This is a genomic window from Novosphingobium kalidii (genome assembly GCF_040534015.1).
Taxonomy (GTDB): Bacteria; Pseudomonadota; Alphaproteobacteria; order Sphingomonadales; family Sphingomonadaceae; genus Novosphingobium; species Novosphingobium kalidii.
This window is the reverse complement of sequence record NZ_JBEWLY010000027.1, coordinates 156,132-182,564: the sequence shown is the minus strand read 5'-3', so window position 1 is coordinate 182,564 and position 26,433 is coordinate 156,132. Positions and strand designations below refer to the sequence as shown.

The 26,433-nt window shown below is 63.3% G+C and carries 22 protein-coding genes, 2 tRNA genes and 1 pseudogene; 9 read left to right on the top strand and 16 right to left on the bottom strand.

Going from position 1 to position 26,433, the window contains the following annotated elements; translation table 11 throughout:
- The 3 genes from aguB (at window position 1) to ABVV53_RS17190 (ending at window position 1,464) form a co-directional block, all read left to right on the top strand.
- On the top strand, window positions 1-852 hold the full coding sequence (aguB, locus tag ABVV53_RS17200) for an N-carbamoylputrescine amidase (protein ID WP_353985658.1): 852 nt from the start codon (window positions 1-3) through the stop codon (window positions 850-852).
- 2 nt (window positions 853-854) lie between these two features.
- The gene (gene folK, locus ABVV53_RS17195; RefSeq protein ID WP_353985674.1) at window positions 855-1,433 is read left to right on the top strand and encodes a 2-amino-4-hydroxy-6-hydroxymethyldihydropteridine diphosphokinase; all 579 of its coding nucleotides are present in this window, start codon (window positions 855-857) and stop codon (window positions 1,431-1,433) included.
- A tRNA-Lys gene (locus tag ABVV53_RS17190) sits at window positions 1,389-1,464 on the top strand. Before folK ends, ABVV53_RS17190 begins: the two co-directional genes overlap by 45 nt.
- 211 nt (window positions 1,465-1,675) lie before the next feature.
- On the opposite strand, the gene ABVV53_RS17185 is transcribed toward ABVV53_RS17190, so the two are convergent.
- On the bottom strand, window positions 1,676-2,281 hold the full coding sequence (locus ABVV53_RS17185; RefSeq protein WP_353985657.1) for a carboxymuconolactone decarboxylase family protein: 606 nt from the start codon (window positions 2,279-2,281) through the stop codon (window positions 1,676-1,678).
- Window positions 2,282-2,542: 261 nt separating this feature from the next.
- Between ABVV53_RS17185 and ABVV53_RS17180 the strand changes: the two genes are divergently transcribed.
- Window positions 2,543-2,977 carry an ion channel gene (locus ABVV53_RS17180; protein WP_353985656.1) on the top strand — a complete coding sequence of 145 codons (435 nt, stop codon included), beginning with the start codon at window positions 2,543-2,545 and terminating at the stop codon, window positions 2,975-2,977.
- Window positions 2,978-3,261: 284 nt separating this feature from the next.
- On the opposite strand, the gene ABVV53_RS17175 is transcribed toward ABVV53_RS17180, so the two are convergent.
- The 9 genes from ABVV53_RS17175 to ABVV53_RS17135 form a co-directional block, all read right to left on the bottom strand.
- A complete protein-coding gene (locus ABVV53_RS17175) occupies window positions 3,262-4,305 on the bottom strand; it encodes an SDR family oxidoreductase (protein ID WP_353985655.1) in 1,044 nt (347 codons plus the stop codon).
- A gap of 449 nt (window positions 4,306-4,754) precedes the next feature.
- Window positions 4,755-5,780, bottom strand: coding sequence for a class 1 fructose-bisphosphatase (locus ABVV53_RS17170; RefSeq protein ID WP_353985654.1), 1,026 nt, complete (start codon window positions 5,778-5,780; stop codon window positions 4,755-4,757).
- A gap of 126 nt (window positions 5,781-5,906) precedes the next feature.
- Window positions 5,907-6,455 (bottom strand): hypothetical protein, encoded by a 549-nt coding sequence (locus tag ABVV53_RS17165; protein ID WP_353985653.1) that lies wholly within the window; start codon window positions 6,453-6,455, stop codon window positions 5,907-5,909.
- Window positions 6,455-6,979 carry a metallophosphoesterase family protein gene (locus ABVV53_RS17160; RefSeq protein ID WP_353985652.1) on the bottom strand — a complete coding sequence of 175 codons (525 nt, stop codon included), beginning with the start codon at window positions 6,977-6,979 and terminating at the stop codon, window positions 6,455-6,457. Before ABVV53_RS17160 ends, ABVV53_RS17165 begins: the two co-directional genes overlap by 1 nt.
- Before the next feature lie 9 nt (window positions 6,980-6,988).
- Window positions 6,989-7,819 (bottom strand): aldo/keto reductase, encoded by an 831-nt coding sequence (locus ABVV53_RS17155; RefSeq protein WP_353985651.1) that lies wholly within the window; start codon window positions 7,817-7,819, stop codon window positions 6,989-6,991.
- Window positions 7,820-7,911: 92 nt separating this feature from the next.
- Entirely contained in the window at window positions 7,912-8,961 is a 1,050-nt protein-coding gene (locus ABVV53_RS17150; protein ID WP_353985650.1) for a phosphatidylinositol-specific phospholipase C1-like protein, read from the bottom strand.
- Between the two features lie 86 nt (window positions 8,962-9,047).
- Window positions 9,048-12,041, bottom strand: a complete 2,994-nt coding sequence (locus ABVV53_RS17145) for a TonB-dependent receptor (RefSeq protein ID WP_353985649.1) — start codon at window positions 12,039-12,041, stop codon at window positions 9,048-9,050.
- A 118-nt stretch (window positions 12,042-12,159) separates the two neighbouring features.
- Window positions 12,160-13,098 carry a FecR family protein gene (locus ABVV53_RS17140; protein ID WP_353985648.1) on the bottom strand — a complete coding sequence of 313 codons (939 nt, stop codon included), beginning with the start codon at window positions 13,096-13,098 and terminating at the stop codon, window positions 12,160-12,162.
- Window positions 13,095-13,631: an RNA polymerase sigma factor gene (locus ABVV53_RS17135; RefSeq protein WP_353985647.1), complete on the bottom strand. Its 537-nt coding sequence runs from the start codon at window positions 13,629-13,631 to the stop codon at window positions 13,095-13,097. Before ABVV53_RS17135 ends, ABVV53_RS17140 begins: the two co-directional genes overlap by 4 nt.
- A gap of 200 nt (window positions 13,632-13,831) precedes the next feature.
- On the opposite strand from ABVV53_RS17135, the pseudogene ABVV53_RS17130 reads away from it, so the two are divergent.
- Together ABVV53_RS17130 and ABVV53_RS17125 are read left to right on the top strand one after the other, a co-directional pair.
- A pseudogene (locus ABVV53_RS17130) lies at window positions 13,832-14,221 on the top strand (transposase); the annotation flags it as partial.
- 747 nt (window positions 14,222-14,968) lie between these two features.
- Window positions 14,969-15,214: a cupin domain-containing protein gene (locus ABVV53_RS17125; RefSeq protein WP_353985646.1), complete on the top strand. Its 246-nt coding sequence runs from the start codon at window positions 14,969-14,971 to the stop codon at window positions 15,212-15,214.
- A 201-nt stretch (window positions 15,215-15,415) separates the two neighbouring features.
- On the opposite strand, the gene ABVV53_RS17120 is transcribed toward ABVV53_RS17125, so the two are convergent.
- Window positions 15,416-15,489 (bottom strand) — tRNA-Gln (locus tag ABVV53_RS17120).
- A gap of 248 nt (window positions 15,490-15,737) precedes the next feature.
- Here ABVV53_RS17120 and ABVV53_RS17115 point away from each other — a divergent pair.
- Window positions 15,738-16,994, top strand: a complete 1,257-nt coding sequence (locus ABVV53_RS17115; RefSeq protein WP_353985645.1) for a Ppx/GppA phosphatase family protein — start codon at window positions 15,738-15,740, stop codon at window positions 16,992-16,994.
- Window positions 16,991-17,653 carry an RlmE family RNA methyltransferase gene (locus tag ABVV53_RS17110; RefSeq protein ID WP_353985644.1) on the top strand — a complete coding sequence of 221 codons (663 nt, stop codon included), beginning with the start codon at window positions 16,991-16,993 and terminating at the stop codon, window positions 17,651-17,653. Before ABVV53_RS17115 ends, ABVV53_RS17110 begins: the two co-directional genes overlap by 4 nt.
- Window positions 17,654-17,664: 11 nt before the next feature.
- On the opposite strand, the gene ABVV53_RS17105 is transcribed toward ABVV53_RS17110, so the two are convergent.
- Window positions 17,665-19,017: a DUF2254 domain-containing protein gene (locus ABVV53_RS17105; RefSeq protein ID WP_353985643.1), complete on the bottom strand. Its 1,353-nt coding sequence runs from the start codon at window positions 19,015-19,017 to the stop codon at window positions 17,665-17,667.
- Window positions 19,018-19,080: 63 nt separating this feature from the next.
- Window positions 19,081-20,130, bottom strand: coding sequence for a S66 peptidase family protein (locus tag ABVV53_RS17100; RefSeq protein WP_353985642.1), 1,050 nt, complete (start codon window positions 20,128-20,130; stop codon window positions 19,081-19,083).
- A 99-nt stretch (window positions 20,131-20,229) separates the two neighbouring features.
- On the opposite strand from ABVV53_RS17100, the gene ABVV53_RS17095 reads away from it, so the two are divergent.
- Window positions 20,230-21,105 (top strand): LOG family protein, encoded by an 876-nt coding sequence (locus ABVV53_RS17095; protein ID WP_353985641.1) that lies wholly within the window; start codon window positions 20,230-20,232, stop codon window positions 21,103-21,105.
- A gap of 39 nt (window positions 21,106-21,144) precedes the next feature.
- Here the strand turns inward: ABVV53_RS17095 and ABVV53_RS17090 are convergent, their stop codons facing one another.
- The 3 genes from ABVV53_RS17090 to ABVV53_RS17080 form a co-directional block, all read right to left on the bottom strand.
- A complete protein-coding gene (locus ABVV53_RS17090; RefSeq protein WP_353985640.1) occupies window positions 21,145-21,684 on the bottom strand; it encodes a GNAT family N-acetyltransferase in 540 nt (179 codons plus the stop codon).
- The gene (locus tag ABVV53_RS17085) at window positions 21,681-22,889 is read right to left on the bottom strand and encodes a DUF445 domain-containing protein (protein WP_353985639.1); all 1,209 of its coding nucleotides are present in this window, start codon (window positions 22,887-22,889) and stop codon (window positions 21,681-21,683) included. The genes ABVV53_RS17090 and ABVV53_RS17085 overlap by 4 nt, the downstream gene beginning before the upstream one ends.
- A gap of 100 nt (window positions 22,890-22,989) precedes the next feature.
- Complete coding sequence (locus ABVV53_RS17080; protein ID WP_353985638.1) at window positions 22,990-26,433, bottom strand: efflux RND transporter permease subunit; 3,444 nt, start codon at window positions 26,431-26,433, stop codon at window positions 22,990-22,992.

Below are 26,433 nucleotides of genomic sequence, written 5' to 3'. Positions count from 1 at the left end.
ATGACCCGTATTACCGTCTCCGCTCTGCAACTTGCTCTCAACTCCGCCGATGAGGCGGAGAACATCGAGGCCGTCTCCGCTCTGGTAGAGGAGGCGGCCGGGAAGGGCGCGCAGATCATCCTCCCACCAGAGCTCTTCTCAGGACCCTACTTCTGCAAGGTGGAGGAGGAGGCCTTGTTCTCTTTGGCCCGTCCTACCTGCGATCATCCTTCGGTCCGGGCGATGCAGAAGCTGGCGGCGAGCCTGAAGGTGGCGATCCCGACGAGCTTCTTCGAGCGGGACGCGCATCATTACTACAACACGCTCGCGATGATCGGTCCCGACGGCGAGATCATGGGCACGTATCGCAAGAGCCACATTCCCGATGGGCCGGGATACGAGGAGAAGTACTACTTCCGCCCTGGTAACGACGGCTTCAAGGTGTGGGACCTGTTCGGTACCCGCATAGGGATCGGCGTCTGCTGGGACCAGTGGTACCCAGAGGCGGCGCGAGTCATGGCGCTGATGGGCGCCGAGCTGTTGTTCTATCCCACCGCCATCGGTTCCGAGCCCTACGATACAGAGCTCGATACCAGCCGCATGTGGCGCCGGGCCATGCTCGGGCACGCCGTCTCGAACTGCATGCCGGTGATCGCGGCCAATCGCATCGGCACCGAGGATGGGCAAGTGTTCTACGGTCACTCGTTCATCACCGACGAATGGGGCGACTTTCTTGAGGAGTTCGGCCGAGAGGAAAGCGGCGTGCTGGTCTCCGAAATAGATCTGGAGCGTGCTGCCAGGCATCGGGCCGGCATGGGCTTTTTCCGCGACCGCAGACCCCAGTTGTACGGCCGCATCTCGCAAGACATCTGACGATGACGACCCAGCGCTATCTCATCGCGCTGGGCTCGAACCTGCGCCATGCCCGGCACGGCACCCCGCGCGCCGTGCTAGCGGCAGCGCGGCTTGCTCTTGTTCAAGCCGGCCTTGAGATCGAAATTGCGTCGCCGACCCTACAGTCGGCGCCGGTGGGCCCTTCGCTTCGGCGCTATGCGAACGCGGCGGTGTTGGTCCGCACCGCGCTCGAGCCGCAGCTCCTGCTGGGGTTGCTCAAGACGATCGAACATCGTTTTGGGCGGCGTCCCGGCGGCATGCGCTGGCGCGCACGCGTGCTGGACCTGGACGTCATCCTGTGGAGCGGTGGCGAATACGCCAGCCGTAACCTCATCATTCCGCACCCACTGTTCCGCGACCGTGATTTCGTACTCATCCCGGCAGCAACCATCGCGCCGAACTGGCGCGATCCACGCACCGGCTTATCCATTCGCCAACTCGCCCGCCGACCTCGGCCCCACAGCTTGACCGGACCGCTCCCCCGCCCTAGGGGACACCGCGTCCGCAGACACGCGGGGCCCTTAGCTCAGTCGGTAGAGCAACTGACTTTTAATCAGTAGGTCGCTGGTTCGAACCCAGCAGGGCTCACCACCTTCAAAAAATCGCTTTGCGTGATCGCAGTTGCGGGTAGGTGAGGCACAAGCAACTATCAGAACAAGCACTTCAGAGCACTCAGAGGCAGTAGGTGCAGCTCCGAGTGATAGCGTCCGGCGCTAGCTGGTTGCCCAGTCTGCGGATCATTGCAGTGTATGCTGAGGACCTCCCAACCAAACGCGCCGACCGTTTCCGTTCGGTGCACAGCTCACCGTGCCGACAAGCCGGGATTGTAATCGGTAAGCCGTGCCCGCAGTGCGTTCTGCACGAAGGCCGTCGTGTGATAGTGGCCCACCACCAGCGGCACTTCGAGCAGCTGCCGTTCGTCGAGGAAGCGGGCGAGGTCTTCCCATGTTTCATCGTCGATCATCGCTCGGGCGTGAAGTTGCTCAGCCGCCCTCAGCAGGGCCCGCTCGCACGCATTCCATCCATCTGCCGCGGCGCCTAGCGTCACCCGCTCGATCTCGTCGTCGCGCAATCCCGCGCGGCGGGCGGCAAGCACATGCTCACCCCACTGGTATGGCGCGCCGCATAGCCAGCCAGTGCGCAGAATCAGCATCTCGCGCCAGCGCGCCGGCAGCGCGCAATTGAGCGCGATCGCCACACCCAAATCCATAAATCCCGCGAAGAGGTCAGGGCTATGGGCGAGCATGGCATAAAAGGAGTCGAGCGGCTCCCCAGTACCATCGGGATAGAGTACCCCTAGTCGATCGATTGCGGCGTGATGCCGCGCATCAAGATGCTCGGCCGACAAGCCCGGCAGTCGCTCGGGGCCGCCGGTAATTTCCCGCATGCGTTCGGCCGGTTCCTGCATATTCAGCTCTCCCTCCCGGCCATTCTCCGAGCCGTTCGAAAACAAAGCTAACAGTTGGAACGGCGCATACCAATCCAGGAAAGCTGGTATCGCGTGAGCGCTGAACTGGGCTTGAGAGATGGCCGCGCCGAACCATACCGTTGATCGAGGTCAGGGTACTGGAGAACAAGCTTACCGGTGCATCAGACCCCATGAATGGCTCGGTCCACCCCTAGCGTTATAAATCCGGAACGGGGACGGCCAAGAGTCATTGTTCAGCTTATGAGCAACAACGAGATAACGGTTTTGGCCTGGGGGATAGGAGTGCTTTTCCTCTACGGCTTCTTGCACATGATTGGTCTTGAACTGATTCGTCGGGCGAAACCAAGACAAGAGAGGCACCGACACTTGGGGCTGCTGGCCACCTTTTGGGGGCTTGCGCTATTGCACCTGGTGGAGATCGCAGCCGCTGCGGGCGTGCTTGCCTATCTGCTGTCTGACCCGGCCAACGGAACGCTCACGAAAGGTCTCGGAAGCTCCGCCGCCGACTACCTGTACTTCGCGGGGGTGTCCTTCGCCACCTTGGGTTATACCCAGCTTGAGGCTCATGGAGCTATCCGACTGCTGGTGATGACGCTCTCCCTCAGCGGTTTCATGCTGATCACCTGGTCGGCCACATTCATCTATACGATCTGGGGCGAGAGCTTCAGGGACTAAGTTCGGACGCGGCTGATTTGCATTGGCACCGCGCTCCCAGGCAGCAACGGACGCCATCGAACTTCGACCTGGCTTGCGTCTCGCTATCGCCGGGGTTCTTGGAAGTGGTGGCGGTCCTTGGCGCAGAAGGGGCTGCGGGAGAGGACCACCACCATCATCGGATCACTGCGCAGGTTGGAGCGCAGGTAGGATCTTGATGTGATGCGGAAGCAGGTATTTGGACAATCGCGCTCCGAGCTTCGTGTCGCCGCGCGTAAGGGATACCTCTCGCTGCAGCACTTAGATTAGATGCCGGGTTGCGGATCGCCGCCGGTGGCGCCGAACACCTGGCCGGTTGAATAGCTTAGAGCCGGATCCGCGAGCGCCACGTAGAGAGGAGCGAGTTCCACGGGTTGTCCGGCCCGACCGATGGGCGTGCTCGATCCGAACTGCGGCAGCTGATCCGTCGGCTGTCCACCAGAAACCTGGAGCGGCGTCCAGATTGGGCCAGGCGCCACCGCGTTCACGCGGATCCCGCGTGATGCGAGCTGCTTCGCCATGGATTTGGTGAAGGTGAGGATACCCGCCTTCGTCATCGAGTAGTCGATCAGCCCTTCGGGTGCGGTAGCGGCCACCTCGCTGGACGTGTTGATGATCGAAGAGCCGGGTCGCAGATGCGGCAAGGCCGCCTTGGTTAGCCAGAACATGGCGTAAAGATTCGTCTTCATTGTCTGGTCGAATTGTTCGTCCGACAATTGCTCCAACCCAGGCACCCACTGCTGGTAAGCGGCGTTGTTGACCAGGATGTCGAGACCGCCGAGCTCGCGTATGGTCCGGTCCGGCAGCGACGTGGTATAAGCCTTGTCGCGCAGGTCGCCGGGGAATGCCGCGAAGCGTCGCCCTTCGCGCTCTGCTATGCGCGCCACGTCGCGGGCATCGGGCTCCTCGACGGGAAGGTAGGCGATGGCCACATCCGCTCCTTCCTTGAGGAAGGCGATCGCCGCCGCACGGCCGATGCCGCTGTCTCCCCCGGTGATCAGCGCCCGCTTGCCGCGCAGTCGGCCGGTGCCGCGATAATGCTCCTCCCCATGATCGGGGCGCGGGTTCATGCGCTGGGCAAGGCCCGGCCAGGGCTGCTGTTGCGCGGGGTAGGGCGGCTCGGGGAAGCTGGCAGCCTGGGCCGTCATCGGCGCGTCCGAGCCGCTCGACTGCCCCCTGTTCTGCGCCAGCGCGGGGCCAGCAGCGGCAGCGGCGCCCGCGATCGCTGCACCGGTGAGAAAGGTGCGACGATTGGTGTCGCCGCCGGTCGCGGTCGGCTCGGTGCTGTTCGTTTGAGTGGGTTCGCGCATGACTTTACTCCGTTGGCTCAAGTTCGACCTTCAGCCATCCGGCCTCGCGCCGGTCGAAGGTCCTGTAGGCGTCGACGGCGTCAGTGAGTTCGTCGGTCTGCGTCAGCAGGGTAAATGAGTGATCACACCAGAGCGGGCGAGGTTGCCCTCATGCCTGCTCCAGGACCTGCTTTCCTGCTGCGATAGCGAGCGGCCAGCCGAGTTGTTCCGGCCGACATCAGTCAACGCCAAAAGTATCCGCCAGCGGACCGGCCACCAACCCTTCACTCCCACAGCAAGGAAGCCACAGTGCCCGTGTCGTTGCCCTCAAGCAGCGCCGGAAGCGCAGATCGGAGAGCAGTCGGGACCGCTAACTGATCCGCGAATGACCGGGACAGCGCCGCTGCTGCGGTAGGTGACTAGGGACGTGCGGAGCCGCCCCCAAGCGCATCGGTTCCTTCGCGTAAAAGTCAGCTGTGCACAGCTTCCCTGAGCTCCAGGCCGTATGCTGCCACCGTCTCGACCTCGACCTTGTCACCGAGGATGACGCCGACGCGCTCGTGCAAGCCCTTTGGTTCCAAGTCCAAAATGCGATCGAAGCCATTGTTGGCAGCGCCCCCCGCCTGTTCGATCAGAAATGCCATCGGGTTCGCCTCATACATAAGGCGCAAGCGGGCTTTACCGTGAGACCGGTGATCGGCGGGGTACAAGAAAATGCCGCCACGCTTCAGAATGCGATGCACGTCGGCAACCATCGAAGCGGTCCAGCGCATGTTGTAGTCCTTTCCACAAGGACCATTCTCGCCGGCAAGGCGCTCGTCGAGGTACCGCTGGATCGCGGGTGACCACTGCTGGTGACGCGCCATATTGATGGCGAATTCGCACGTTCCCTCAGGTAGCTTCATCGGGCCATCGGTCATTTGCCATGAGCCCACTTCTCGATCGAGAGTAAACTCGTAAACTCCCGTTCCCAAGGTTAGCACCAGCAGCGTCTGGGGCCCATAAATGGCATAGCCTGCCGCGACCTGGCTGCTGCCGGGCTGCATGAAGTCCTGCTCGGTAATTTCGCGACCAGAAGCGTCCGCCGGAGCCTTGAGTACCGAGAAGATAGTGCCGACCGATAGATCGACGTCGATGTTGCTCGACCCGTCGATCGGATCGAACAGCAGCAGATACTCGCCCTTCGGGTAGCGGTTCGGAATGCGATGGATGGTCTCCATCTCCTCAGACGCCATCGCTGCGAGATGACCTCCCCATTCGTTTGCCTCCAAGAGGAGTTCATTGGCGATGACATCTAGCTTCTTCTGGACCTCTCCTTGAACGTTCTCGCTGGCGAGGCTTCCCAAAACCTCCCCGAGCGCGCCCTTGCCAACCGCGTGACTGATGGTCTTGCAAGCACGGGCGACAGTTTCGATCAACAACCGCAGTTCAGGCCTCAAGAGCCCGGAGCGGCGCTGCTCCTCAATCATAAAACGGGTGAGGGTAAGTCGTTTCATTTGGTGCACTCGCATTGTTCGCGCGACGCTGATGGCATGCGGCTCAAGAACAGTATCAAGTGTTTGGAGTTGGCGCTACTCCGATAGCCGGGGCAAGCCGAGCTCCCAGTCCCTTTCCAGTCACGCCTACCGCGGCGGACGGATCAGCGCGGCAATCCTGCCATCTCCCTCGTCCGCATAAAACGTTATCGGGGCATCGCCAGCGGTAATCACATCGATGCGTTCCGGTATGTAATCTCGTGGTGTAGGGCCGGATTTGTTCGCTTGCAAAGCCTCTGCCCGGTTCCAAGAACATCGGCGCGAAATAGCATCTTCAAGCTGTCCGGCTGCAGCCTTTTCAAGCACCCACTCGACACGCTTCATAGGGCTGTATGGCGCGTCTTTCACCCAGATCCGGCTTCGACCTACCGCCGTCCCGCGCCATACGGCATCGGCTTGCCGAACGAGGACGATGCTGTATTCCTCGGTCGATAGATGCCCGCCTTTGCCGTAAAGCATGATCATCGTTGGCGAATGAGGGATCGGTTCGCCGAGCGCTTTTCGAAGGGCTCTATGCTCATCCAATGCTGATGTTGTCGGTGCCAGATGGTCGGACGCAACCGGCACACAAGGCAGGCTGGACGACGCACCTCCCGCAAGTGACGCCATAAAGAGCAGTAGCGGTTCCATCCTCATCAAGGAACCCGGTCTGCCGAGCTGGAACGCAAGGCGTTTGGCGGCCGCAGCAGGTCGTCGAGCGCGACAGGGCGGTAGCCGCGAGCGTCCATTCCGACATCGAATTGCCGCGGCATCGGCTTGAGCCGCCCATGGCTGTGCCCATGCAAGTTGATCGAGAGGCGATGCTGGCTGTTCCAGCTCCTGAACGGATAGTGGCAAAGGACCAGGAGAACGCCGTTAACAGTGAGTTCGGCATAGTCCTGCACGCTTGCCCAGCCATCAGCCTCGCTCGTGCCCGGCTCATCGTTATTGCCACGCACGAGGTGCTTGGTGCCGTTCAGCCGCGCGAGCAGCTCTGGGACGTCCCTTGCGCGTCGGGCGACATCACCCAAGTGCCAGATCTCGTCGTCGGAGCCGACCACCGCATTCCAACCGGCGACCATCGCCTCGTCCATTTCCGTGACGGTAGCGAAAGGGCGGCGGTGAATGTTAATCGTGCGGTGATCGCCGAAGTGAGTGTCGGCGGTGAAGAACAGAGGCATTCGACCCGATCACAGCATCTCGAGTGGACGACGAGTGCGTGGTGGCGGGAAGGCGGCGTCCAGCGCGGCGAGAACGTCTTCCGGCAGCATGAGATCTGCAGCCGCACGGTTCTCGCGGACATGGGCCGCCGTGCCGGCCTTGGGGATGGCGATTACACCGTCGCGGCGCATCGACCAGGCCAGTCCGACCTGCGCCGGTGTTGCGCCTATCCGCTCAGCCACATCAACGAGAGTGGGGTGCTCGATGAGCCGTCCCTGCTCGATCGGGCTATAGGCCATTACCGCCATGGCACGCGTCTCCAGCCAAGGGAGCAGGTCATGCTCTGGTCCGCGCCGAGTCAGGTTGTACAGGATCTGGTCGGTGACGCAGGCATCGCCGCCGGCCCCAATCAGTTCCTCCATGTCGTCCGTGTCCAGATTGCTGACCCCCCAGTGCCGTATCTTGCCGGCTCTTTTCAGCGCCTCCATCGCTTCGATTGTCTCGCCGAGGGGAACCGAGCCGCGCCAATGAAGGAGATAAAGGTCGAGCCGGTCGGTGCCGAGCCGCTTAAGGCTGGCCTCGCACGCCGCCGACAGGCGCGAGCGCGAGGCGTTCTGCGGATATGCCTTGCTGACCAGGAACAGCCTGTCGCGAATGTCACCGAGCGCTTCGGCGATCAGCGTCTCTGCTGCACCGTCGCCGTACATTTCGGCAGTGTCGATGAGCGTCATGCCCAGCTCGACACCCGTGCGCAACGCGGCGATCTCCCCCGCGCGGCGATCACGGCGCTCGCCCATCATCCAGGTGCCCTGGCCGAGAGCGGGTACCTTCTCGCCCTCGGGAAAAGCCACGGTCTTCATCGATGTCTCACCTTTGGTCTGCTTGCCAGCACAACGCGGTGAACAGGGCTCTGGTTCGCGTATCAAACGCCGAGCTAATCGCACTGGAGCGTTTATCTGGCGGGCTCCAGCTTGGTGGCGGTGCACCCTGCCGGACGGCGGACGGGATTGCAGCGGATGGGCGCCTTGGGATCGAGTAGCACGACATAGGCCGATAGATGCCGGTCGGGCCAAAGGTAGTCGGTCGAGACGTACTGGGCGCCGCTCGCCAGTGCGGCATCTCGGGGAGCCGTGTCGTTCTCGCGAGCTTCGACCGTGTTGGCATCGGCACGGGTGCGCACGAGATAGCCGGCGGCGACGTCGCGCTTGATACGCTCGCCATCCGCAATCGGATCGTTCAGCGTGAGGTAGGCCGCGGCAGGCGAAGCCTCGTCGGTGTTGATGAAGAATACGCGTCCTTCCAGGGACTTGCGGGCGCCGCGATAGACCGCGACTTTGGCCGGCGACTCGTCCAGCGCGAAGAGGAAGCGGCCGCGCGCCTTGTCCAGCGTCGGCCAGTTGCCGGCGAGCACTGCGTCCCGCAGCGTCGGATATGAGCCCTGGACATCATCGGGGACAATCAGCTTCTCGGGGCCAAGCACCGAGCGGATCTCCGCATCGAGCGCGTCGTAGGCGGCCTCATCAAAGGCTAGAGCGTTGATCCCGCCCCTTGCGGCGTTCTGCTCGTCCTTAGCATTGAACAACAGCAGGATCGGCACGTGGCCGGGGTGCGCGTCGGACCACGTCTTGATCGTGCGCAGACACCGGGTGAGCAACACGCAGTGGCTGGCGTTGTCGATGCCGGGGATGTGCAGAACCTTGAAACCGGGCTTCATCAGGTCGGGATCGCTCGATCCGCGCGCATAATGGCCGCCCTTCGGATCGAAGTTCACGTCGATCTCGAGCTGGCGGGCGCCATGGTCGAGCTGCTCTACCAGCGGCCGGTGGCTATAATCGAGCGCTTCGGCGGTCTTCGGCTCGAGCGCGCGCATTCTCCTCATCGTCTCGGCCGGCATCGCCTGCTTGTAGCTGTTGTGCGTGCCGACGGCGGCAATGTCATTCATCTTCAGCGGCGCCGAACCGGGCGCTGCCGCAAGAGCCAAGGCGAGGATCACGGAAGGCATGGATGCTCTCTTTTGTTCGACTGCTCGCCCGTCGTCCCTGCGTGCGCAGGAACGACGAAGGTGCGAGTGTTGTTGGGGCTACTGGCTCAGAACTCGGCGCTCACTCCCAGCGAGAAGGTGCGGCCGCTGGTGGTGTAGACTTCGGTCCGGTCGGCATCGATGCTGGCGAATTGCTGGATCGGTTCGTTGGTCAGGTTGATGCCCTCGGCGATCACGCGAATGCCGGGGCGCACATTGACGTACGCCTGGAAGTCGACGTTGTTGGTCGCCTTGATGCCGCCGCCTGAGTTTGCCAGCGCGTTGCCAGCGCCAGTCAGGTAACGGCTGCGGTACGCATCGGACACGCGTACGCCCCAAACGGGGTTCTCGTAGTACAGCGTCAGGTTGAACGCCCACTTGGAGAGATTGTCGAGCGGGAGGCGCCGCGAGGTGGTGACGCCACCGGTCGTGTAGAACGCGGTCCGTTCGCCATCGAACCACGTGCCGTTGGCGACCACGCCCAAGTCCTTCAGCGCGCCCGGCAGGAACGTGAAGTCGTGCTGGAAAGCGGCCTCAATGCCCTTGATGTCGGCGCCCGGGCCGTTGATCGGCTGCCTGACGTCATATTGCGTATTCGCGTCTTGGCCCTGGATCAGCAGCGAGAGCGGTAGCCCGGTCTCGCCATAAGGGATCTGCTTAGAGGACGAGGTGATGAAGCTGTCCATGCTCTTGTAGAAGAACCCGAGCGAGGCGAAGCCATTATCATCCATGTACCACTCGAGCGAGCCTTCAACCGAGGTGGCCTTGTAAGGCTTGAGGAACGGATTGCCGAGGCTGAGCGAGCCGCCGTTGGGGCGCGTGGTGATCGAGCCGGCCGCCGCCAAGTCACCCAGGCCCGGACGGTTGACGTTGCGGCTGGCGCTGACGCGCACCACCACGTCGGGCGTGACGTCGAGCGCCACGTTGGCTGCGGGCAGCCAGCCGTTGCTATTGGTCTCGATCGAAACCGGCACGAAGCCCGCACCGGTCGCCAGATTGCCCGAGGATGTCAGGTCAGTGGAGTAGTAGCGCACGCCGGCATTGGCGCGCAGGCGCATGTCGCCCACCTCGGTGTCGAGATCTAGCTGGACAAAGCCGGCCCAAGTTTCCTCCTCGACGCGGTAGTCGCTGCCGGCTTGCAGGTTCTTCGCCGTCAGGTCACGCGGGTCGCCGATGAGCGCATAGACGCCGTCGACGTTACCCACGATATACTGCGTGAGCGTATCGACTTTGACCAGGTGCTTCAGCTCGTTCGGGATCGGCGTCACCGTCGGAACGTTGTGAAACACCTTGTTGGCCCAGGTATAGCCGCTGTTCACAAAGCGCTTGTACTCGCCGCCCGTCTTGAGCGTGACCGCATCATCGAGCTTGTATGCCGCGTCCAGCTGGCCATTGGTATAGCGATTGGTGATCTCGTTTTCCTGAACGTCGAGGCGCTGCAGCGCCCAGTTGTTCGGGTCAGTTAAAGCTTTACTATAGGTATTGAACGGAATCTTGGGTCGGGTGTCGTAGCTGAAGGCCATGTCCTTAGCTTCCATGAACACCTTATCGAAAACAGGCTGCGCGAACTTGGACTCTTCGAAGCCGCCCAGCGCGTGGACCGTGATCCGATCAGAGAGGTCCCAGATCGCGTTGGCCACACCTTGATAGAAGTCGGTGTGGTTCTTGACGATGTGGTGCTCGGAACGCTCGTCGATGCCGGTGAAGTCTGCAGCGCGCAAGGTGTTGGTGTCGTCGATTACGGCTCTGCGAATGATCTGCGCGCCGCTGATTGTGTTGCCGGTCAGCGGATTGGCGCCGGCGCTAGCCACAGCGTAATCGTCGCGATGATCCCAAAGCCGGCCGTAGAGTGCATCAATGTCGAGCTTGAAATTGTCGCCGGGGTGGTACTGCACTGATCCGGTGATGCCCAGGCGCTGGCGGTCCGTGTGCCAACTCGAAGGCGACTGGGCGGTAGGTTGCCATACGCCGGCAAGCAGCTGCTCGCGCGTTGCCGCGTCGATCTCCGGGCCGATGTTCTTAGCGGCATACCTGGTCAGGCCCCAGCCCCAGTTGCGGTAGCCGTACTCGTTGTTCCGGATGCGGCTGTAGGCGACCGAGACAAGCGCCCCGAAATCACCCGACCGGGTCGAGGCAAGGCCGACCAGGCGCGGTGTGACGCCATCGGTGTTGGTGTTCGTCTGACCTTTGGCCGAAACGACGAACTTGTTCCCGTCGTAGTCGAAGGGCTTGGCGGTGGAGAGCTGAACGGTGCCGGCGATGCCGCCTTCGTCCTGCTCGGCGGAAAAAGACTTCTGCACCGTGACCCGGTTGAACAGCTCGGATGCGAACAGGCTGTAGTCGAACGAGCGCGAGCGGCTCACGCCGCCGCGGTTGTCCATACCCGATGCCGTGTTGCCAAGCACTTCCATGCCGTTGAGCTGCGTGCGCGTAAAATCCGCACCCAAGCCGCGCAGGGCGATCTGGCGGCCTTCGCCACTGTCACGGGTGATAGTGACGCCGGGCACGCGCTGGAGCGCCTCCGCCAGGTTGAGGTCGGGGAAGGCGGCGATGTCGGTCGCGACGATGTTGTCCTGCGTGCCTACCGCTGATCGCTTGAGCTGCTGCGCCTGCGCGATGCTCTCGCGATAGCCAGTGACGACGATCTCGGTCGACGGGGCCTCGCTGCTGGCGCCCGAAACATAGGACACGCCGGGTTCCGCCAGCAAGACCTCGCGAATGGGCGCCGGCGCAACCGGCCGCTGTGCGGGGGCCGAGCGGTCGCGGTTCAGCACCGCCACGTTGCCGCGCACTGTTGCGACCAGATTGGTGCCGCGCAGCATGTGGTCCAGCGCCGCACGGGTAGTGAAAGTCCCGCGAACGCCGCTGGTGCGGCGGCCGGCAACGACAGCAGGAGCAGCCACCACCTGCATGCCCGTCTGGCGCGAGAACTGCGACAGTGCCGCCCTCAACTCCGATGCGCCGATGTCGAAGCGCACCGACTGCGCCGGCTGTGCGTAGGCTGCGACCGGCGCGCTCAGCGCGGCTGCCAGCGAGACAATAGATACCCCCGTAAACTTCATCGTACGTCCTCCGCTCGGCGCGTTGCGCCTTCCGACGAGAAGACGGGGCGGGACTGCAATCGGGACAAAAGAATTTTGTGGCAGTTCGGCGTCACACTCAGCTGCGCGCCTCCGTGCTCTAAGGCGCCGCATCCGGATCTGCGACCAGCTCCAGCCGCTCCGGCTTGCGCACGACACGGAACCCGTAAGACTCTCCCAACGCGCCAAGCAGTTCCTCGGGGTCGCTCAATTTGAAGCGACCAGACAGCGGCAGATCGGCCAATTCCCCGGGTGGTGACGAGATCACATGGCCGCCGCGCCGGTTGAGCGCGGCCACCAGCTCGCTCAGGATCATGTCGTCAGTATCGACCCAGGCACTGCGCCAGTCCTGCTGCGTCGGATCGAAGCGCGTCGGCCGGACTGCCGTGCCCTCGGCGAAGCTGGAGCGCCAGCCGGCCGGGACGACCATGTCCTTCTGCCCGCCACCCGCCGCTCCGAACCGCACTTTGCCTCGGTAGACCGCCAGCTTCACTGCACGCTGGCCAATATCGATAGTGAATGCCGTGCCGAGCACTTGCGTGCGCGACGCGCCGGCCTGCACCACGAACGGCCGCCGCGCATCATGGGCGATGTCGAAGTAAGCTTCGCCGCGCTGGAGTTGCACGCGGCGTGCATCGGACGAGAATGTCACGTCGAGACTGGTCGCGCCGTCGAGCTGGAGGCGCGATCCATCGGCGAGTTGCACCAGCCGCTGCTCGCCGCGCCGCGTCTCGATGTGCTCCACAATCGGCGCTTCCGGGGCGAGGCCAACGTGCCAAACACCCAGGCCGACCACTGCCACCAGCACGCTCGCCAGCCCGGCGCTGAGCGTCCGTCGCCGTTGTTCGCGCATCGCGCGCACCTCATGATCAGAGAGCCGCCCGATCGCAGCGACTTCGCCCAACGCCTCCGTCAAGGCCTCATCGTCGAGGACCGCCTGGATGTCGGCCGCGGCACGCGGCGGAGGAGTCGCGAACACCGCATCGTCATCGCGCAACGCCCAATGCGCCGCCTCCCGCAGAGCCAAGCGGCGGCTCACGCGGTGTTCCCCGGCAGCAGCCCGCGCCGCTCGAGAGCATGGCGCAGGTCGGTGAGAGCGCGAGTGCAGTGCTTGTCGACAGCAGCGCGCGTCATTCCCAGATCCGCCGCCACCGTGTCGCCGGGAACGCCGTCCAATCGACGGCGCAGGAAGATCTCTCGCCGCAGCGGCGGCATCACCTTGAGCGCCGCCACCAGGATGTCGACCCGCTGGCGATAGTCCAGAACCTCTTCGGAGCGCGGCATCGGACATACGATGCTCTCGGCCAGCTCGGCTGCGGGCGGCCGCGTGCGCAAGCGGCGGAAGTGGTCCGCGACGAGGTTGCGTGCCACTGCGAAGCAGAACGGCGCGGCCTCCAAGATGGGACGAGTGCGCCGGTATGCGTACAGCCGCAGATATGTCTCCTGGACGATATCTTCGCCCTCAGTGCGGTCATTCAGGCGGCCGGTCACGAAGCGGTACAAGGCCCGGCGCAGCTCCGCCTCTTCGGCCGCAGCGACGCGCCGGTTAACCACCGCCGACATATCGTTCATGGGGCCGGAGACGGTCGCGGACCGTTGGCGAGATGCGCGGAGATAAACATCGTGGCTCTCGGATCGAAAGGGGCTTGGTTTCCAAGCCGCGCTACTTCGCCTCCATGAAGCCGCTATGACAGCGGCGCGGCGGAAGGTGGAGCGGCAAGTGGTCCAGACTGTGTGAAAACGCGGTAGATATGGTATGATCGGGTGACAGTCTGGAGGGTCATACCGGTCGCTTCATCACCGGTGCGGATCGTAGCCAAACGACACTTTTTCCGCCGTGTTTTGATGACTGGATCGGAGAGGACAATCCGGTTCGGGCGGTTGATGCCTTTGTCGATGCGCTTGAGCTTGGAGAGCTTGGCTTTGCGGGTGTCGAACCAGCTGCGACGGGCCGCCCTTCCTATCATCCTTCGGTTTTACTGAAGCTCTACATCTATGGCTATCTAAATCGGGTGCAGTCGAGCCGCCGCCTGGAGCGTGAGGCCGACCGGAATGTGGGACTGATGTGGTTGACCGGGCGGCTCGTGCCCGACCACAAGACGATCGCTGACTTTCGCCGTGATAATGGCGAAGCGATCCGGCAGGTCTGCGGGCGCTTTGTTCAGCGGAGCGTCGGTGCTGGTTGGCAGGGTCAGCGGCGCACAGTCCGCAATCCACTCCCGACTTAGGCGCGCAAAAGCGGCCTGTACTGTTCAGCGGTTCAGGTAGCGGCCACCGCCCAGCCTCTGCGAGCATCTCGCGCATCAGCGGCGACACACGCAGGATCCGCACCCCCTTGTCCCGCGTCGGGAACGCAGCATCGCATGAGAAGCACCGAGACAGAACGAATTCGGTGCAAGCTGTTGCGGTGCCGGGTGCCAGCTGGAACCCACGCTGCCAGACTGCGCGACAGAAGATGCCGGACGTGTTGGTCCTCAACCTCCATCGAGCCCTCAAACGCGTATTGAAGCTGGTGCATCTCATGGCGATGCCAGGGTGCGTTGATGTCGTATTCGTCCTGAACGATGGCCCCAGCGAAAGACCTACGGCTTGGACCAGCAAGGGAGATTAGCCCGAGATTGCGGTCAGGATCCTGATGATGGACATCGCCGAGGCACCTCCTTTGTTTCTCGTGGACGATACAGGTGCAAGATTGACCGTTCGCCGCCGCAATACAGTCGCTATCCTCTCGTGCAACGATGCCGTGCTTGTAACAGAACGGGAGTAGGTCATGTCCATCCGTGTGCATCATGAGGCCCAACTCACCTGGCGGAAAATTGGCGACATCTCCATGGGATGGATGCGTAGCCACATCGATCCGACCGAACTGGAAGGACAGCTGTTTCCACGAAGAGGGAGACGTTACTGCGATGCAGTTGATGGAGATGCGCCTTAACCCGCACACACTGATAGCGCCACACGCCCACGATGCGGACGAGATTTTCTATGTAGCCGAGGGATCGCTCCACTGGGGAGATAAGGCGCTGTTTGCCGGTGGCTCGATGTTTATCCCGGCGGGCGTGACTTACTCGTTCCGCACTGGGGACACGCCAGCAAAGTTGCTCAACTTTCGGGCACGTGCAGACAGTTTCCATCCGGAGGCAGTGGGTGGCTAGTGCCGTCGAGGCTTCGAATAGCTAACACGGGCTTTTTCTTAATAAGCCGGCTTCCGCCTAAACTCGGTCCTTGGCGCAGACGACAAGCAACCCGGGTTAGCTGCCGTCGGCCGCGCTGGGTCGTGAGAGCATCCGGCACAGCTACGCCGGGACACGCTCGGTGTCACAAAGGACAAGCTTTGATGTCAAAGGACAAGGTGATGGATGCCCGACAAGGATTCGAACCTTGATTGACGGAGTCAGAGTCCGCTCTCTTACCGTTAGAGGATCGGGCAGGAGCCAGCGCCAATAGATGGGTGGTTTCGGCCGGTCAAGCCCCTTTTAAGACAGGCGGTTCTGCTAAACTCGAACATGCGTTGGCCGGAGGAGGCTGAGCTTGGCTCCCGGCGATGCACGTCCGGTTTGTGCAAGCGTCCGGGGGCAGTCTTGGCGCGCCACTTGCACGTGGGAGCTGGGGACGTTAGCATCGCCGCCAGGTGCCCGTTCGTCTTGAGCGGGATGATATTGGAAGAGTTTGCTACCTATGGCGGATCCCTTTCCGCCGGCAGCGAAGGTCGAGGTGTCGGGCCGCCGTGCAAGGCGGCGCAACGCGCGGAAGGGCAAAGTACGTCCATCCGCCGCCGATATGCCGGAAGCCCGTCCCGCGGGTGGACGGCCTCATGCGACAAATGCCGCGCCGCGCGAGAATGACAAAGCCGGAACTTTCACTGGTCCATGCCGGGATGAGCACAACGGCGTCTCAGCGCCCCGCAGCCCCCTTCACCAGCGGCAACACCGCCAAGCCTATGCCGCGATAGATCTTGGTACCAACAATTGCCGGTTGCTGATCGCTCGCCCTTCGGGTGAGAACTTCACGGTGATTGACGCCTTCAGCCGCGTCGTCAGGCTGGGTGAGGGCCTCGCGCAGACGGGCCGCCTTTCCGACGAAGCAATGGACCGGACGCTTGGCGCCCTGCGCGTGTGTGCGGACAAGCTCATGCGCCGCAACGTCTATCTTGCGCGATCAGTAGCCACAGAGGCTTGCCGGCGAGCCGACAACGGCGGCGCGTTCATCGAGCGGGTGCGCCAGGAAACGGGCATTGCCCTCGACATCATCAGTGCGCGCGAGGAAGCACGCCTTGCTGTTCTGGGCTGTCACGTGCTGCTTGAGGAGGGCATGGGACCGGCCATGATCTTCGACATCGGCGGCGGCTCGACCGAGTTGGTGCTGATCGAAAGCACCGACACGGTGCCACGCATCCTGGATTGGCAGAGCGTGCCTTGGGGTGTCGTCTCGCTGAGCGAAAGTTGCGGCGCCGAAGGGCTGACGCGGGAGGCTCGGCTCGAGCGATACCGGCACATGCACGGGCTGGTTTCGGAAAGCTTCGCCGCCTTTGCGCGCCGCACTCAACCGGCGCGGGATTCGGCCGCCCGCACGGGGCCGCTGCGCCTGCTGGGCACCAGCGGCACAGTGACTACTCTTGCCAGCCTTCATCTGGAGTTACCGCAGTATGACCGTAGTGCCGTGGACGGCCTGATCGTGCCCGCCAAGGCCATGCGTGCGATCAGCGAACGGCTGTCCTCCATGCCCATCGAGGAACGGCGCCAGCTGGCCTGCATCGGGCGAGAGCGCGCCGATCTGGTTGTGGCCGGCTGCGCTATCCTGGAGTCCATACTCGACTTATGGCCTGCGAGCCGTCTCGGGGTGGCCGATCGCGGCATTCGGGAGGGCATCTTGCGCAGCCTGATCGCGGCGCACGGGCAAGGTGGCGAGCGTTATCGCGCCGCGGGCCGGTCATGAGTCGTTCCGGCCGCGATCCCGGTGAGCGCCTGCGCACCGCCAAGAAGCGCACGACCAGTTCGGCCCGGTGGCTGACGCGGCAGATCAACGACCCCTACGTCAAGAAAGCGAAGGCCGATGGCTACCGCAGCCGCGCTGCTTACAAGCTTGCGGAACTGGACGAGAAGTTCGATCTGCTGAAGGGCGTCACTCGCGTGGTGGACCTTGGCATTGCGCCCGGCGGCTGGAGCCAGGTCGTGCGCCTGCGCCGTCCCGAGGCGAAGATTGTCGGCATCGACCTTTTGCCGACTGAGCCGATCGAGGGCGTCACGATCTTCGAGATGGACTTCATGGCAGAGGAAGCGCCTGCCGCCTTGGAAGCCGCGCTGGAAGGCGCGCCTGACCTCGTCATGTCGGACATGGCGGCCAACACGGTGGGTCACAAGCAGACCGACCACTTGCGCACCATGGGCCTGGTCGAGACCGCAGCCGACTTCGCGATTGCGTCTCTTGCGCCGGGCGGGGGCTTTGTGGCGAAAGTGCTGGCGGGCGGGACGGATGCCACGCTGCTGGCGCTGCTGAAGCGGCACTTCACCACCGTGAAGCACGCCAAGCCGCCCGCAAGCCGCAAGGACTCCTCCGAGTGGTACGTCATCGCCAAGGGCTTCAAGGGCCGGTAAACTCAAAGGCGTTAAGCCGGCCTGCGGCTGCGGAAATCCGGCGCCGACACATCCAGCGCGGACAGGGCTTCGAGCGCTCGTTCGTATGCCCGCTCGACATCCCGCTGGTCCTGCGGCTCGCGAACGTCCCGGCGGGCGGCGTCGCGCACAAGTTCCGCGTGGCGCCTCAAGGCGGCCCTCTGCTCTTCGGTTCGAATGTGATCCGCCAACCCCTCGATCGCCTCCAGCATGTGGATGAGGATCGAAGGCATCGTAGACCCAGCCTGGCGGATTTGATCAAGCGCGGCATCCACGGCGCCGGCGTAATCGCTCACCCGCCTTAGCACCCGTACTTGTCCGTCACTGCCAGTCAGAATCCGGGCCGGAAGCGTGCGAACGGCGAGCTTGGCCAAGGCGCCGCGCAACCTGTCGATCACGGCCATCGCGGTGAACGGATCGTTGATCCCCGGCGAAAGTGCGCGCACCGCTACCTCCACGAGATGGCGAATGGCGAACTCCAGGTCCTGCGTGGGAGTGCGTTGTTCTCCGCTGACGATGAACATCTTGATCTGCTTGCGGGCCCGCTCGGGGTCCGGCGGAGGCGGGGTGATGGAGACCTTGCGGTCGCCTTCCACGACGAAGTCGCCAGGGCGGAAATCTAGCCGCACGACAGCATCGTGCCTTTGCGCCCACCGAACGATCCTGGCGTACTCCACTGACTGCACATAGCCTTCGTGTGGAAGCCGAAGCTTTGTCCATTGCTGATCGCGACCGTCGGCCTGGGCGGGCGGTGCCGCTTCCGCGCCCAGCATCGGCAATTCGGAAATCGCGGCGTCGAGTTCACGCCGGACGCGGCGGACCACTTCATCGGCTGCTATCAGACTTGCGACGCCCTGGATGAAGGCCAGCAGGGCAAATACGGAGGCAAGCGCCAGGAAGCTTCCGCCGGCAACGGCGACCTCCGGCACCTCAGCCGCGGGCGCAGATCCTCGCAATGCCCGCAGCACTAGCAGCAGATACACGATCGTCATCACGAACGTGCCAAGGACAAGCTGGGTTCGCCGGTCTGAGCGAAAGATCCGGATGAGCCTGGACCCGTACGTGTTGGTAGCAAGGGTGAGGGCCACGACCGTTACCGAGAACGCGATGCTGGCCATCGAAATGACGCCCGAGAGCAATGTGGAGATCAGATTGCGGGAATCATCACCATCACCGCTGCCGATCCACTTGGCGAGCCGTCGGCCTTCCTCCCACCCGATCGAGAAATCGAGCGCTGCTACCGCCAGCGCGACGCCCAGGAAGAACATCACCGCAGGAATGAGCCACAAGCTCGTACGCACCGTGTCCCAGCTCGCGCGGAGCCAGTTTATGATTGCACCACCCATGCTCAGCTGAACGCGCTGGCGGGTGCTTGGTTCTAGCGCCGGGGTGCGGCGGATGCGCTTGTTTCAGGCCACCGCCGGCTCCAGCACGCGAATGGTGCCCGCATCGGCGTCGATTTCGGCCATGACACCTTCGGGGATGCTGACTTGCCCGGAGATATGCCCGAACGGTGCACCCTGGAACGCCGGCACGCCAAGCGAGGCGAAAGCGCGATCAAGTACTTCGTAGATGGTGAAGTTGCCGTAGCCCGCCGCCTGCTCGGCGCAGTTCGTGCATTGCCCGAAGACGATCCCGGCAACTCTGGCCAGGATACCGGACAGCGCCAGTTGTGTGAGCATACGGTCGATCCTGTACTCGGACTCGTTGACGTCTTCGAGGAACAGGATCGCGCCGGTGAAATCCGGCAAAAAAGGCGTGCCAACAAGCGCGCTCAGAACCGAAAGGTTGCCGCCGAGCAGCCGTCCTCGCGCTTTGCCCGAGTGGAAGGTGCGGACGCGTGAGGCCCCGCTGGTCAGGAGCGCAGCGGGGCTGGAGGGCGTGGCGATTGTCGGTGTCGCACCCTCGAAAGCGAGCGCGTGGAATGCGTCCCATGAGGATTGCCGCCACGAGGTTGAGGCATTCGATCCATGAATCGTGGGAAAGCCACAGCGCGCCGCGATAGCCATGTGCAGCGCCGTGTTATCACTGAAGCCGATGAAGAGCTTGGGGCTGCGGGTGAGTGCCGCGAAGTCTAGGTAAGGCAGGATGCGCGCGCAGCCCCAGCCGCCGCGCACGCTCATCACGGCCGCAACATCCTCATCGGCGAACATCGCTTGGAAATCTGCGGCGCGCGTGCGGTCGTCACCTGCAAGGTAGCCTTCGCGGGCGGTAAGGTGTGGGGCAAGCTTCGGCACCAAACCCATGGCGCGGACCGTGTCTTCGATGGCATCCACGCCGAACCTGTCGGCGACGAAGCCAGCTGGCGCAACCAGTCCCAGCGTGTCTCCAGAGTGCAGGCGGGAGGGCTTGGACGTTACAGCCAGGGAAGGGGGCAAGCGCCTCGCAAGCGAGGCTTGGCTGGCAGAAAGGGCGGCGGTGGCAGCAAGCCCTGCGAGGAGACTACGTCGGTTCGGCATCAGACGACAGTAGCGCCTCAGTGCGCGGCGGGCGAGCCAGCGTCGCTGCCTTCTGCTTTGCTCTCGACGCCGGCCGCGAGAGTCGCCATGTGATCGCTTATGACTGAACCTGAAGACAAAAAGCTAACACACCGTCGCTTCTATAAGGCCGAGCAGGAAGCATCCTTCGCCGAGGCGCAGGACGGCACGCCGCAGACGCAGCACCCAGCCTATCGGCTGGCATTCCTCGATTCCGAATTCCTGCTGCGCGACGAATTGCGTCCGGTCCGCTTCCAGCTCGAATTGCTCAAGCCCGAGATGCTGCTGGAGGAAGCCAATATCGGCTCCACTCTGGTGATGTATGGCTCAGCACGCATACCCGCGCCCGAGCATTGCGAGGCGGTGCTGGCGACGGCCACCACGCCTGAGCGCAAGGCTGTTGCCGAGCGCCTCGTCGCAAAATCCAAGTACTACGAGGAAGCGCGCAAGCTCGCGCGCACGGCAAGTTCTTGCGCCATTGTCGAGAACGGCATGCGCCAGTTCGTAGTCTGCTCCGGGGGTGGCCCCTCGATCATGGAAGCGGCGAACCGCGGTGCGGCGGACGTCGGGGCCGAGTCTCTTGGCCTTAACATCGTGCTTCCGCATGAGCAGGCGCCCAATCCCTACGTCACTCCGCGGCTCTCCTTCCAGTTCCACTATTTCGCGCTGCGCAAGATGCACTTCCTGCTCCGCGCTCGCGCGGTAGCGGTATTCCCGGGCGGCTTGGGCACGCTGGACGAGTTCCTGGAACTGCTAACCTTGGTGCAGACCGGCAAGATGAAGCCAATCCCGATCCTGCTCTACGGCAAGGAATACTGGAACCGGGTCATCAACTTCGACGCAATGGCGGAAGAGGGCGTGATCAACCCCAACGACACAGATCTCTTCCATTGGTGCGAAACCGCCGAAGAGGGATGGGAGCACATCGTCAAGTTCTACGGGCTAGACTTCTGCTGAATACGGCTTGGGGGGCATGCCCCCGGGCTGCCGATGCTCTCACTGCGGCTGTGGCAAGCGCTCGTAAAAGTCCAGCATGGTGCCGTTCTCTTCCAGCTTCTCGGCATAGGGGGTGAAGCCCAGGCCAGCGGCGACGCGCTGCGAGCCGACGTTCTCGCGCTCGATCATGGCCACGATCCGCTTGGGTCCATGCTTGGCGCCGAACCAGGCGAGGGCCACGTCCATCACCTCTCGGGCGAGGCCTTGTCCCCAGTAGTCGCGCCGCACGACCCAGCCCCCTTCGGGCTGATCGTCCATCCGCGGCTCGATGCCGCGCCAGGAGTGGAAGACACCACAATTGCCGATGATCTCATCGCTTCCGCGGGGGCGGACAAAGAAGGAGCCATACCCGTAGAGGCTCCACGAGCCGGCATTGCGCATCAGTCGCTCCCACTGCGACTGCCGCGATGGCTCGATGGTGCCCAGAAACCGGCGCGTCTCTTCATCGGCGATGAGCCGGCAAATCCCGTCGAGGTCTTGCGGTCCTCTGGGGCGCCACAAGTCGAATCGCTCGGTCTTGAGCAGAGGCTCCACCGTCACAGCCAGCGTTCCACTGCGTGGATGCCAAGACCGAACAGCCCCCCAACGAGCGTGCCGTTGATTCGGATGAACTGAAGGTCTCGTCCGACAGCACCTTCAAGGCGCTCGGTCACGGTTTGCGCATCCCAGCGCTTCACGGTTTCGGACACAATGCGCACGATCTCGTCTCCGTATCTGGACGCCACGCCCACCAGCGTCCGACGGGCGAAACGGTTGATCTGGTGCTGCAGCGCCGCGTCCTCACGCAGGGCCTGACCCAGTTCGCCCATCATCCCCTCGAGCCGTTCGCCCAGCCCAGCGTTGGGATTGCGTGCTGCGTCGATCAGCGCACGACGCAGCCGCTCCCATACGCTCTGCCACCAATCTGCGACGGCGGGATTGGAAAGCAGGTCGAGCTTGGCTCGTTCCACCTTCAGGCGCATCGCGGGATCGTGCATCAGCTTGTCCGCCAGTTCCTCAAGCATGACCTCGATCTTGAGCTTGAGGGGGTGATCGGGCTGCACAATCATCTCGGCCATAAGCTTGTAGAGCCCATCCAGCACGCCGTTCGCCAGGCGAGTGTCGAGGCCAGCGAAGCGCATCAGCCCGTTAGCACGCTCGCGGATCATGGAGCGGACAAGGTCTTCGTTAGCCTCCAGTGCCTCTCCCGCCCAGCGGATGCCTCCTTCGATCAGCGGAAGGTGTCTGCGATCCGCAATCGATGCGGAGAGCATCTGGCCGAGCAGCGGCGCAAGCTCGATCTTGCCGATCTGATGAGCCAAGCCGGCGCGCACTTGCGTCCCGATCCGCTCCGGGTCGAGCGATTCCAGAATGTCCGCGAATAGGTTCGCAGCTCCCGCGCGAAGGCGGGACTGGCCGTCTCCACTGGAGCCAGCAAGGAAAGAGCCCGCACTGGCCGCTACATTGAAGCTTGCCACTCGGCGGGCGACCACCTGCGGCGTCAGGAAGTTGTCGCGCAGGAAAGCGCCCATGGTGTCGGCAATGCGATCCTTGTTGGTGGGGATGATCGCGGTATGGGGGATCGGCAAGCCCAGAGGGCGGCGGAACAGAGCGGTCACCGCGAACCAATCGGCAAGACCGCCAACCATCGCGGCTTCCGTAAAGGCAATGGCAAAGCCCCAGGCCGGGTGCGTGCCGGCGAAGTGCTGCATCGCGATGAAAGCGATGCCCATGAACAGTAGAAGCCCCGTGGCGGTCTGACGCATGCGGCGAGCACGGTCGGTGGTCGGGACTGATACTGAGCTCTGGCGTAGCGGCGAGGATGGCAGAAGCACGCTCCGTGGAAGTTAGGCCGCGAACGAGCGGCTATTCGGCCGGCAAGCCACCGTCGTCGGCGGGGCTGTGTTGCGCCGCCGCGGCCTTAACCTGCGCGGGGTCATACGTGAGGAACGTATGGCGAAGTTTGGGGCCGATCCGCTTTTCAAAGCCGTCCGCCAGGCTGAAAGCCGCCGGCACGATCACCAGCGTCAGCAAGGTCGAGAGCAGCAGGCCGCCGATCACGGTGAGGCCCATCGGCGCGCGGAACGCCGCGTCGCCCGATAGGGAAAGCGCGGTCGGAACCATGCCCGCGGTCATCGCGACAGTGGTCATCACGATCGGCTGCGCGCGCTTGCGACCTGCGTCCATGATGGCGTGCAGCTTGTTCACTCCCTTCTCCATTTCCTCGATCGCGAAGTCGATCAGGAGGATGGAGTTCTTGGCGACGATGCCCAGCAGCATGAGAATGCCGATATACACTGGCATCGAGACCGGTTGGCCGACGATGGTCAGCGCCAACAACCCACCCAGAGGCGCGAGCAGCAACGATGCCATGTTCACCAGCGGGGAGACGAAGCGCTTGTAGAGCAGCACCAGCACCGCGAACACGAGGAAGATACCACTGATGACGGCGATGATAAAGTTGTTGATCATCTCCGCCTGCCATTTGTCCTCGCCAACAGGTGCATTCGAGACCCCGTTTGGAAGGTCTTGCATGATCGGCAGATTCTGGATCTGCGCCATGATCGGCCCCTTGACCTTGCCCGGTCCAAGGTCCGCACCGACGAAGATGCGGCGCGCCTGATTGTAACGCTGGATCTGCGTAGGCCCGGCTCCGAACCGAATCTCCGCTACCCGCTTGAGGGGCACCGATCCGCCGGAGGCGGTAGGCACTGGCAGATTCTCGATCGTGGAGAGATTCTGGCGCGATTCCGTAGGCAGAATCACCCGGATCGGCACTTGCCGGTCGGTGAGTGAGAACTTGGCCGTGTTCTGGTCGATCTCTCCAAGCGTCGCGATCCGGATCGTCTGGCTGAGTGCGGATGTGGTGACGCCGAGTTGCGCTGCGAGCTCCAGACGCGGCACGATGACCAGCTCGGGCCGCTTGAGGTCTGCCGCCACTCGGGGCGCGACCACGCCGTCGATCGCGCGCATTTGCTCGACCAGCGTCTGGGCTGCGGCCTGCAGTTGCTCTGGATTGCTGCCGGAAAGCATGACCGAGATGTCACGACCGGAGCCGAAGCCGCCGGACTGGCTGGCGAAGCTGACGCGGGCATCCGCGATCTGTTGCAGCTCAGGAGCCAGCCTGCGCTCAAACTGGATGCTGGTCGTATCGCGCTCGCCGGCGGGTTTGAGGGAGACGTACAGCGTGGCGTTGCCCTCGCGGGCCGCTTCCATAACCAGCTCGACTTCGGGCTGCTTCTCTATCAGCCGGGTAACGCGGCCGGCGACCTCGGAGGTCTGCTCCAGCGTGGTGCCGGGTACCATCTCGATATTGACGCGGCTGGTGTCTTCGTTCGTGTTCGGCTGGAACTGTTGCGGCGCTCCCGCCAGCAGCGCGAAAGTGACGACCAGGGCATAGAGACCGGCGCAGAAGGCGTAGAACCGGTGGTCGCGCATGCGGGCGGCGAAGCGATCCGAGATGTAGCGGTACCATTTGCCGAAAGCACCCAAGGCACCGATGATGGTCCGGAACAGCCGTCCCAGGATGAACACTACGAACGGGGCCGCGATCGGCGCGACGGCGGCGGAGAGGATGAATGCGGTCCGGTCGAATCCCATGCCGCGCAGGGCCGCGTCGATTGTCTTGAAGACGACAAACGCCAGGCCGATACCCACAGCCAGGATGGCCAGCATCAGCAGGGCGCCGAGTGGATAGAACCACGCTTTTGCCGGCGCGCGCTGCACGAGCGCACGCAGCCGGTGCGATTCACGGCTGTCCAGCGTCCAGCTCAGAATGCGCAGGTAGATGTCCATGGCCTTGCCGCCGCCGTGTTCGGCATGGCCGTGAGCCTTGAGGAAATACGCGGCGAGCATCGGCGTGACCACGCGCGCGACCGCGAGACTCATCAGCACCGCGGCGACCACCGTGAGGCCAAACGCTTTGAAGAACTGGCCGGGGATGCCCGGCATGAGGCCAACCGGCAGGAAGACCGCGACGATCGAAAACGTGGTGGCGACCACGGCAAGACCGATCTCGTCGGCCGCATCTATCGAAGCCTGATAAGCCGTTTTGCCCATGCGCATATGACGCACGATATTCTCAATCTCGACGATGGCGTCGTCGACGAGCACGCCGGCCACGAGGCTGAGCGCCAACAAGGACAGGAAGTTCAGCGTGAAGCCGAGCAAGTCCATGAACCAGAAGGTTGGGATCGCCGAAAGCGGAATGGCCACGGCCGAGATGAAGGTGGCGCGCCAGTCTCGCAGGAATAGGTAGACAATCACGATGGCCAGCACTGCCCCTTCGACGAGTGCCTCCATCGAACTGGTGTACTGCTCCTTGGTGTAATCGACCTGACTGAACAGCTCCGTGAAGTGGACGTTCGGATTTTCTTCCTTGATCTGCTCGAGCCGCTCCATCGCCTCGTCGTAGACCGTCACTTCGGAAGCACCGAGCGCCCGCTCGAAGCCGAAGGTCACGACTTCGCGTCCGTTCAGCTTGGCGATCCGCACCTGCTCCGAGTAGCCGTCGTAGACGTTGGCGATATCGGCGAGCTTGACGGATCGGCCATTGCCCAAATTAATCTGGGTCTGCGAGAGTTCATAGGCGCTGCCGGCATTGCCGAGCACGCGAACCGATTGACGCGATCCGGCGATCTCTGCCCTGCCGCCGGCAGCATCGACGTTGACGGCGCGCAGCACGTTGTTGATGTCCCGGGCGGTGACGCCGAGGGCGGCCATGCGAGTAGGATCCACGACGACGCGGATCTCTCGATCAACGCCGCCCGCGCGCTCGACCTTGGCAAGGCCTTCTACGGAAAGCAGGCTCTTGGCCACGGTGTCGTCGATGAACCAGCTGAGCTGCTCCATCGTCATATCGTCTGCGCTTACTGCGAAGTAGGCCAGCGAGCCGCCGCCGCCTGCCTCGATTTTCTGCACTTGCGGCTCAAGAATACCTTCGGGCAGCTCGGAGCGGATCTGGTCTACGGCGTTCTTGACCTGGTTGGTGGCCTCGTCCGCGTCGGTACCGACATTGAAGAAGACCGTTGTCACCGAACTGCCTTCAGATGCAGTGGACTGGATCTCCTCAATGCCCGGGATCGAGCGGACCGCTCCCTCGACGATCTGCGTGATCTGTGTTTCGATCTCGCTGGGCGCGGCACCGGGTTGCGAAACCTGGACGATCACGCCCGGGAATTCGATGTCCGGCATGTTGTTCACGTCCATCCGGCTGAACGAGACCACTCCCGCGACGAGCAGGCCGAAGAAGAACACGATCGGGATGATCGGGTTGCGGATCGACCATGCCGAGATGTTGCGAAGACCCAT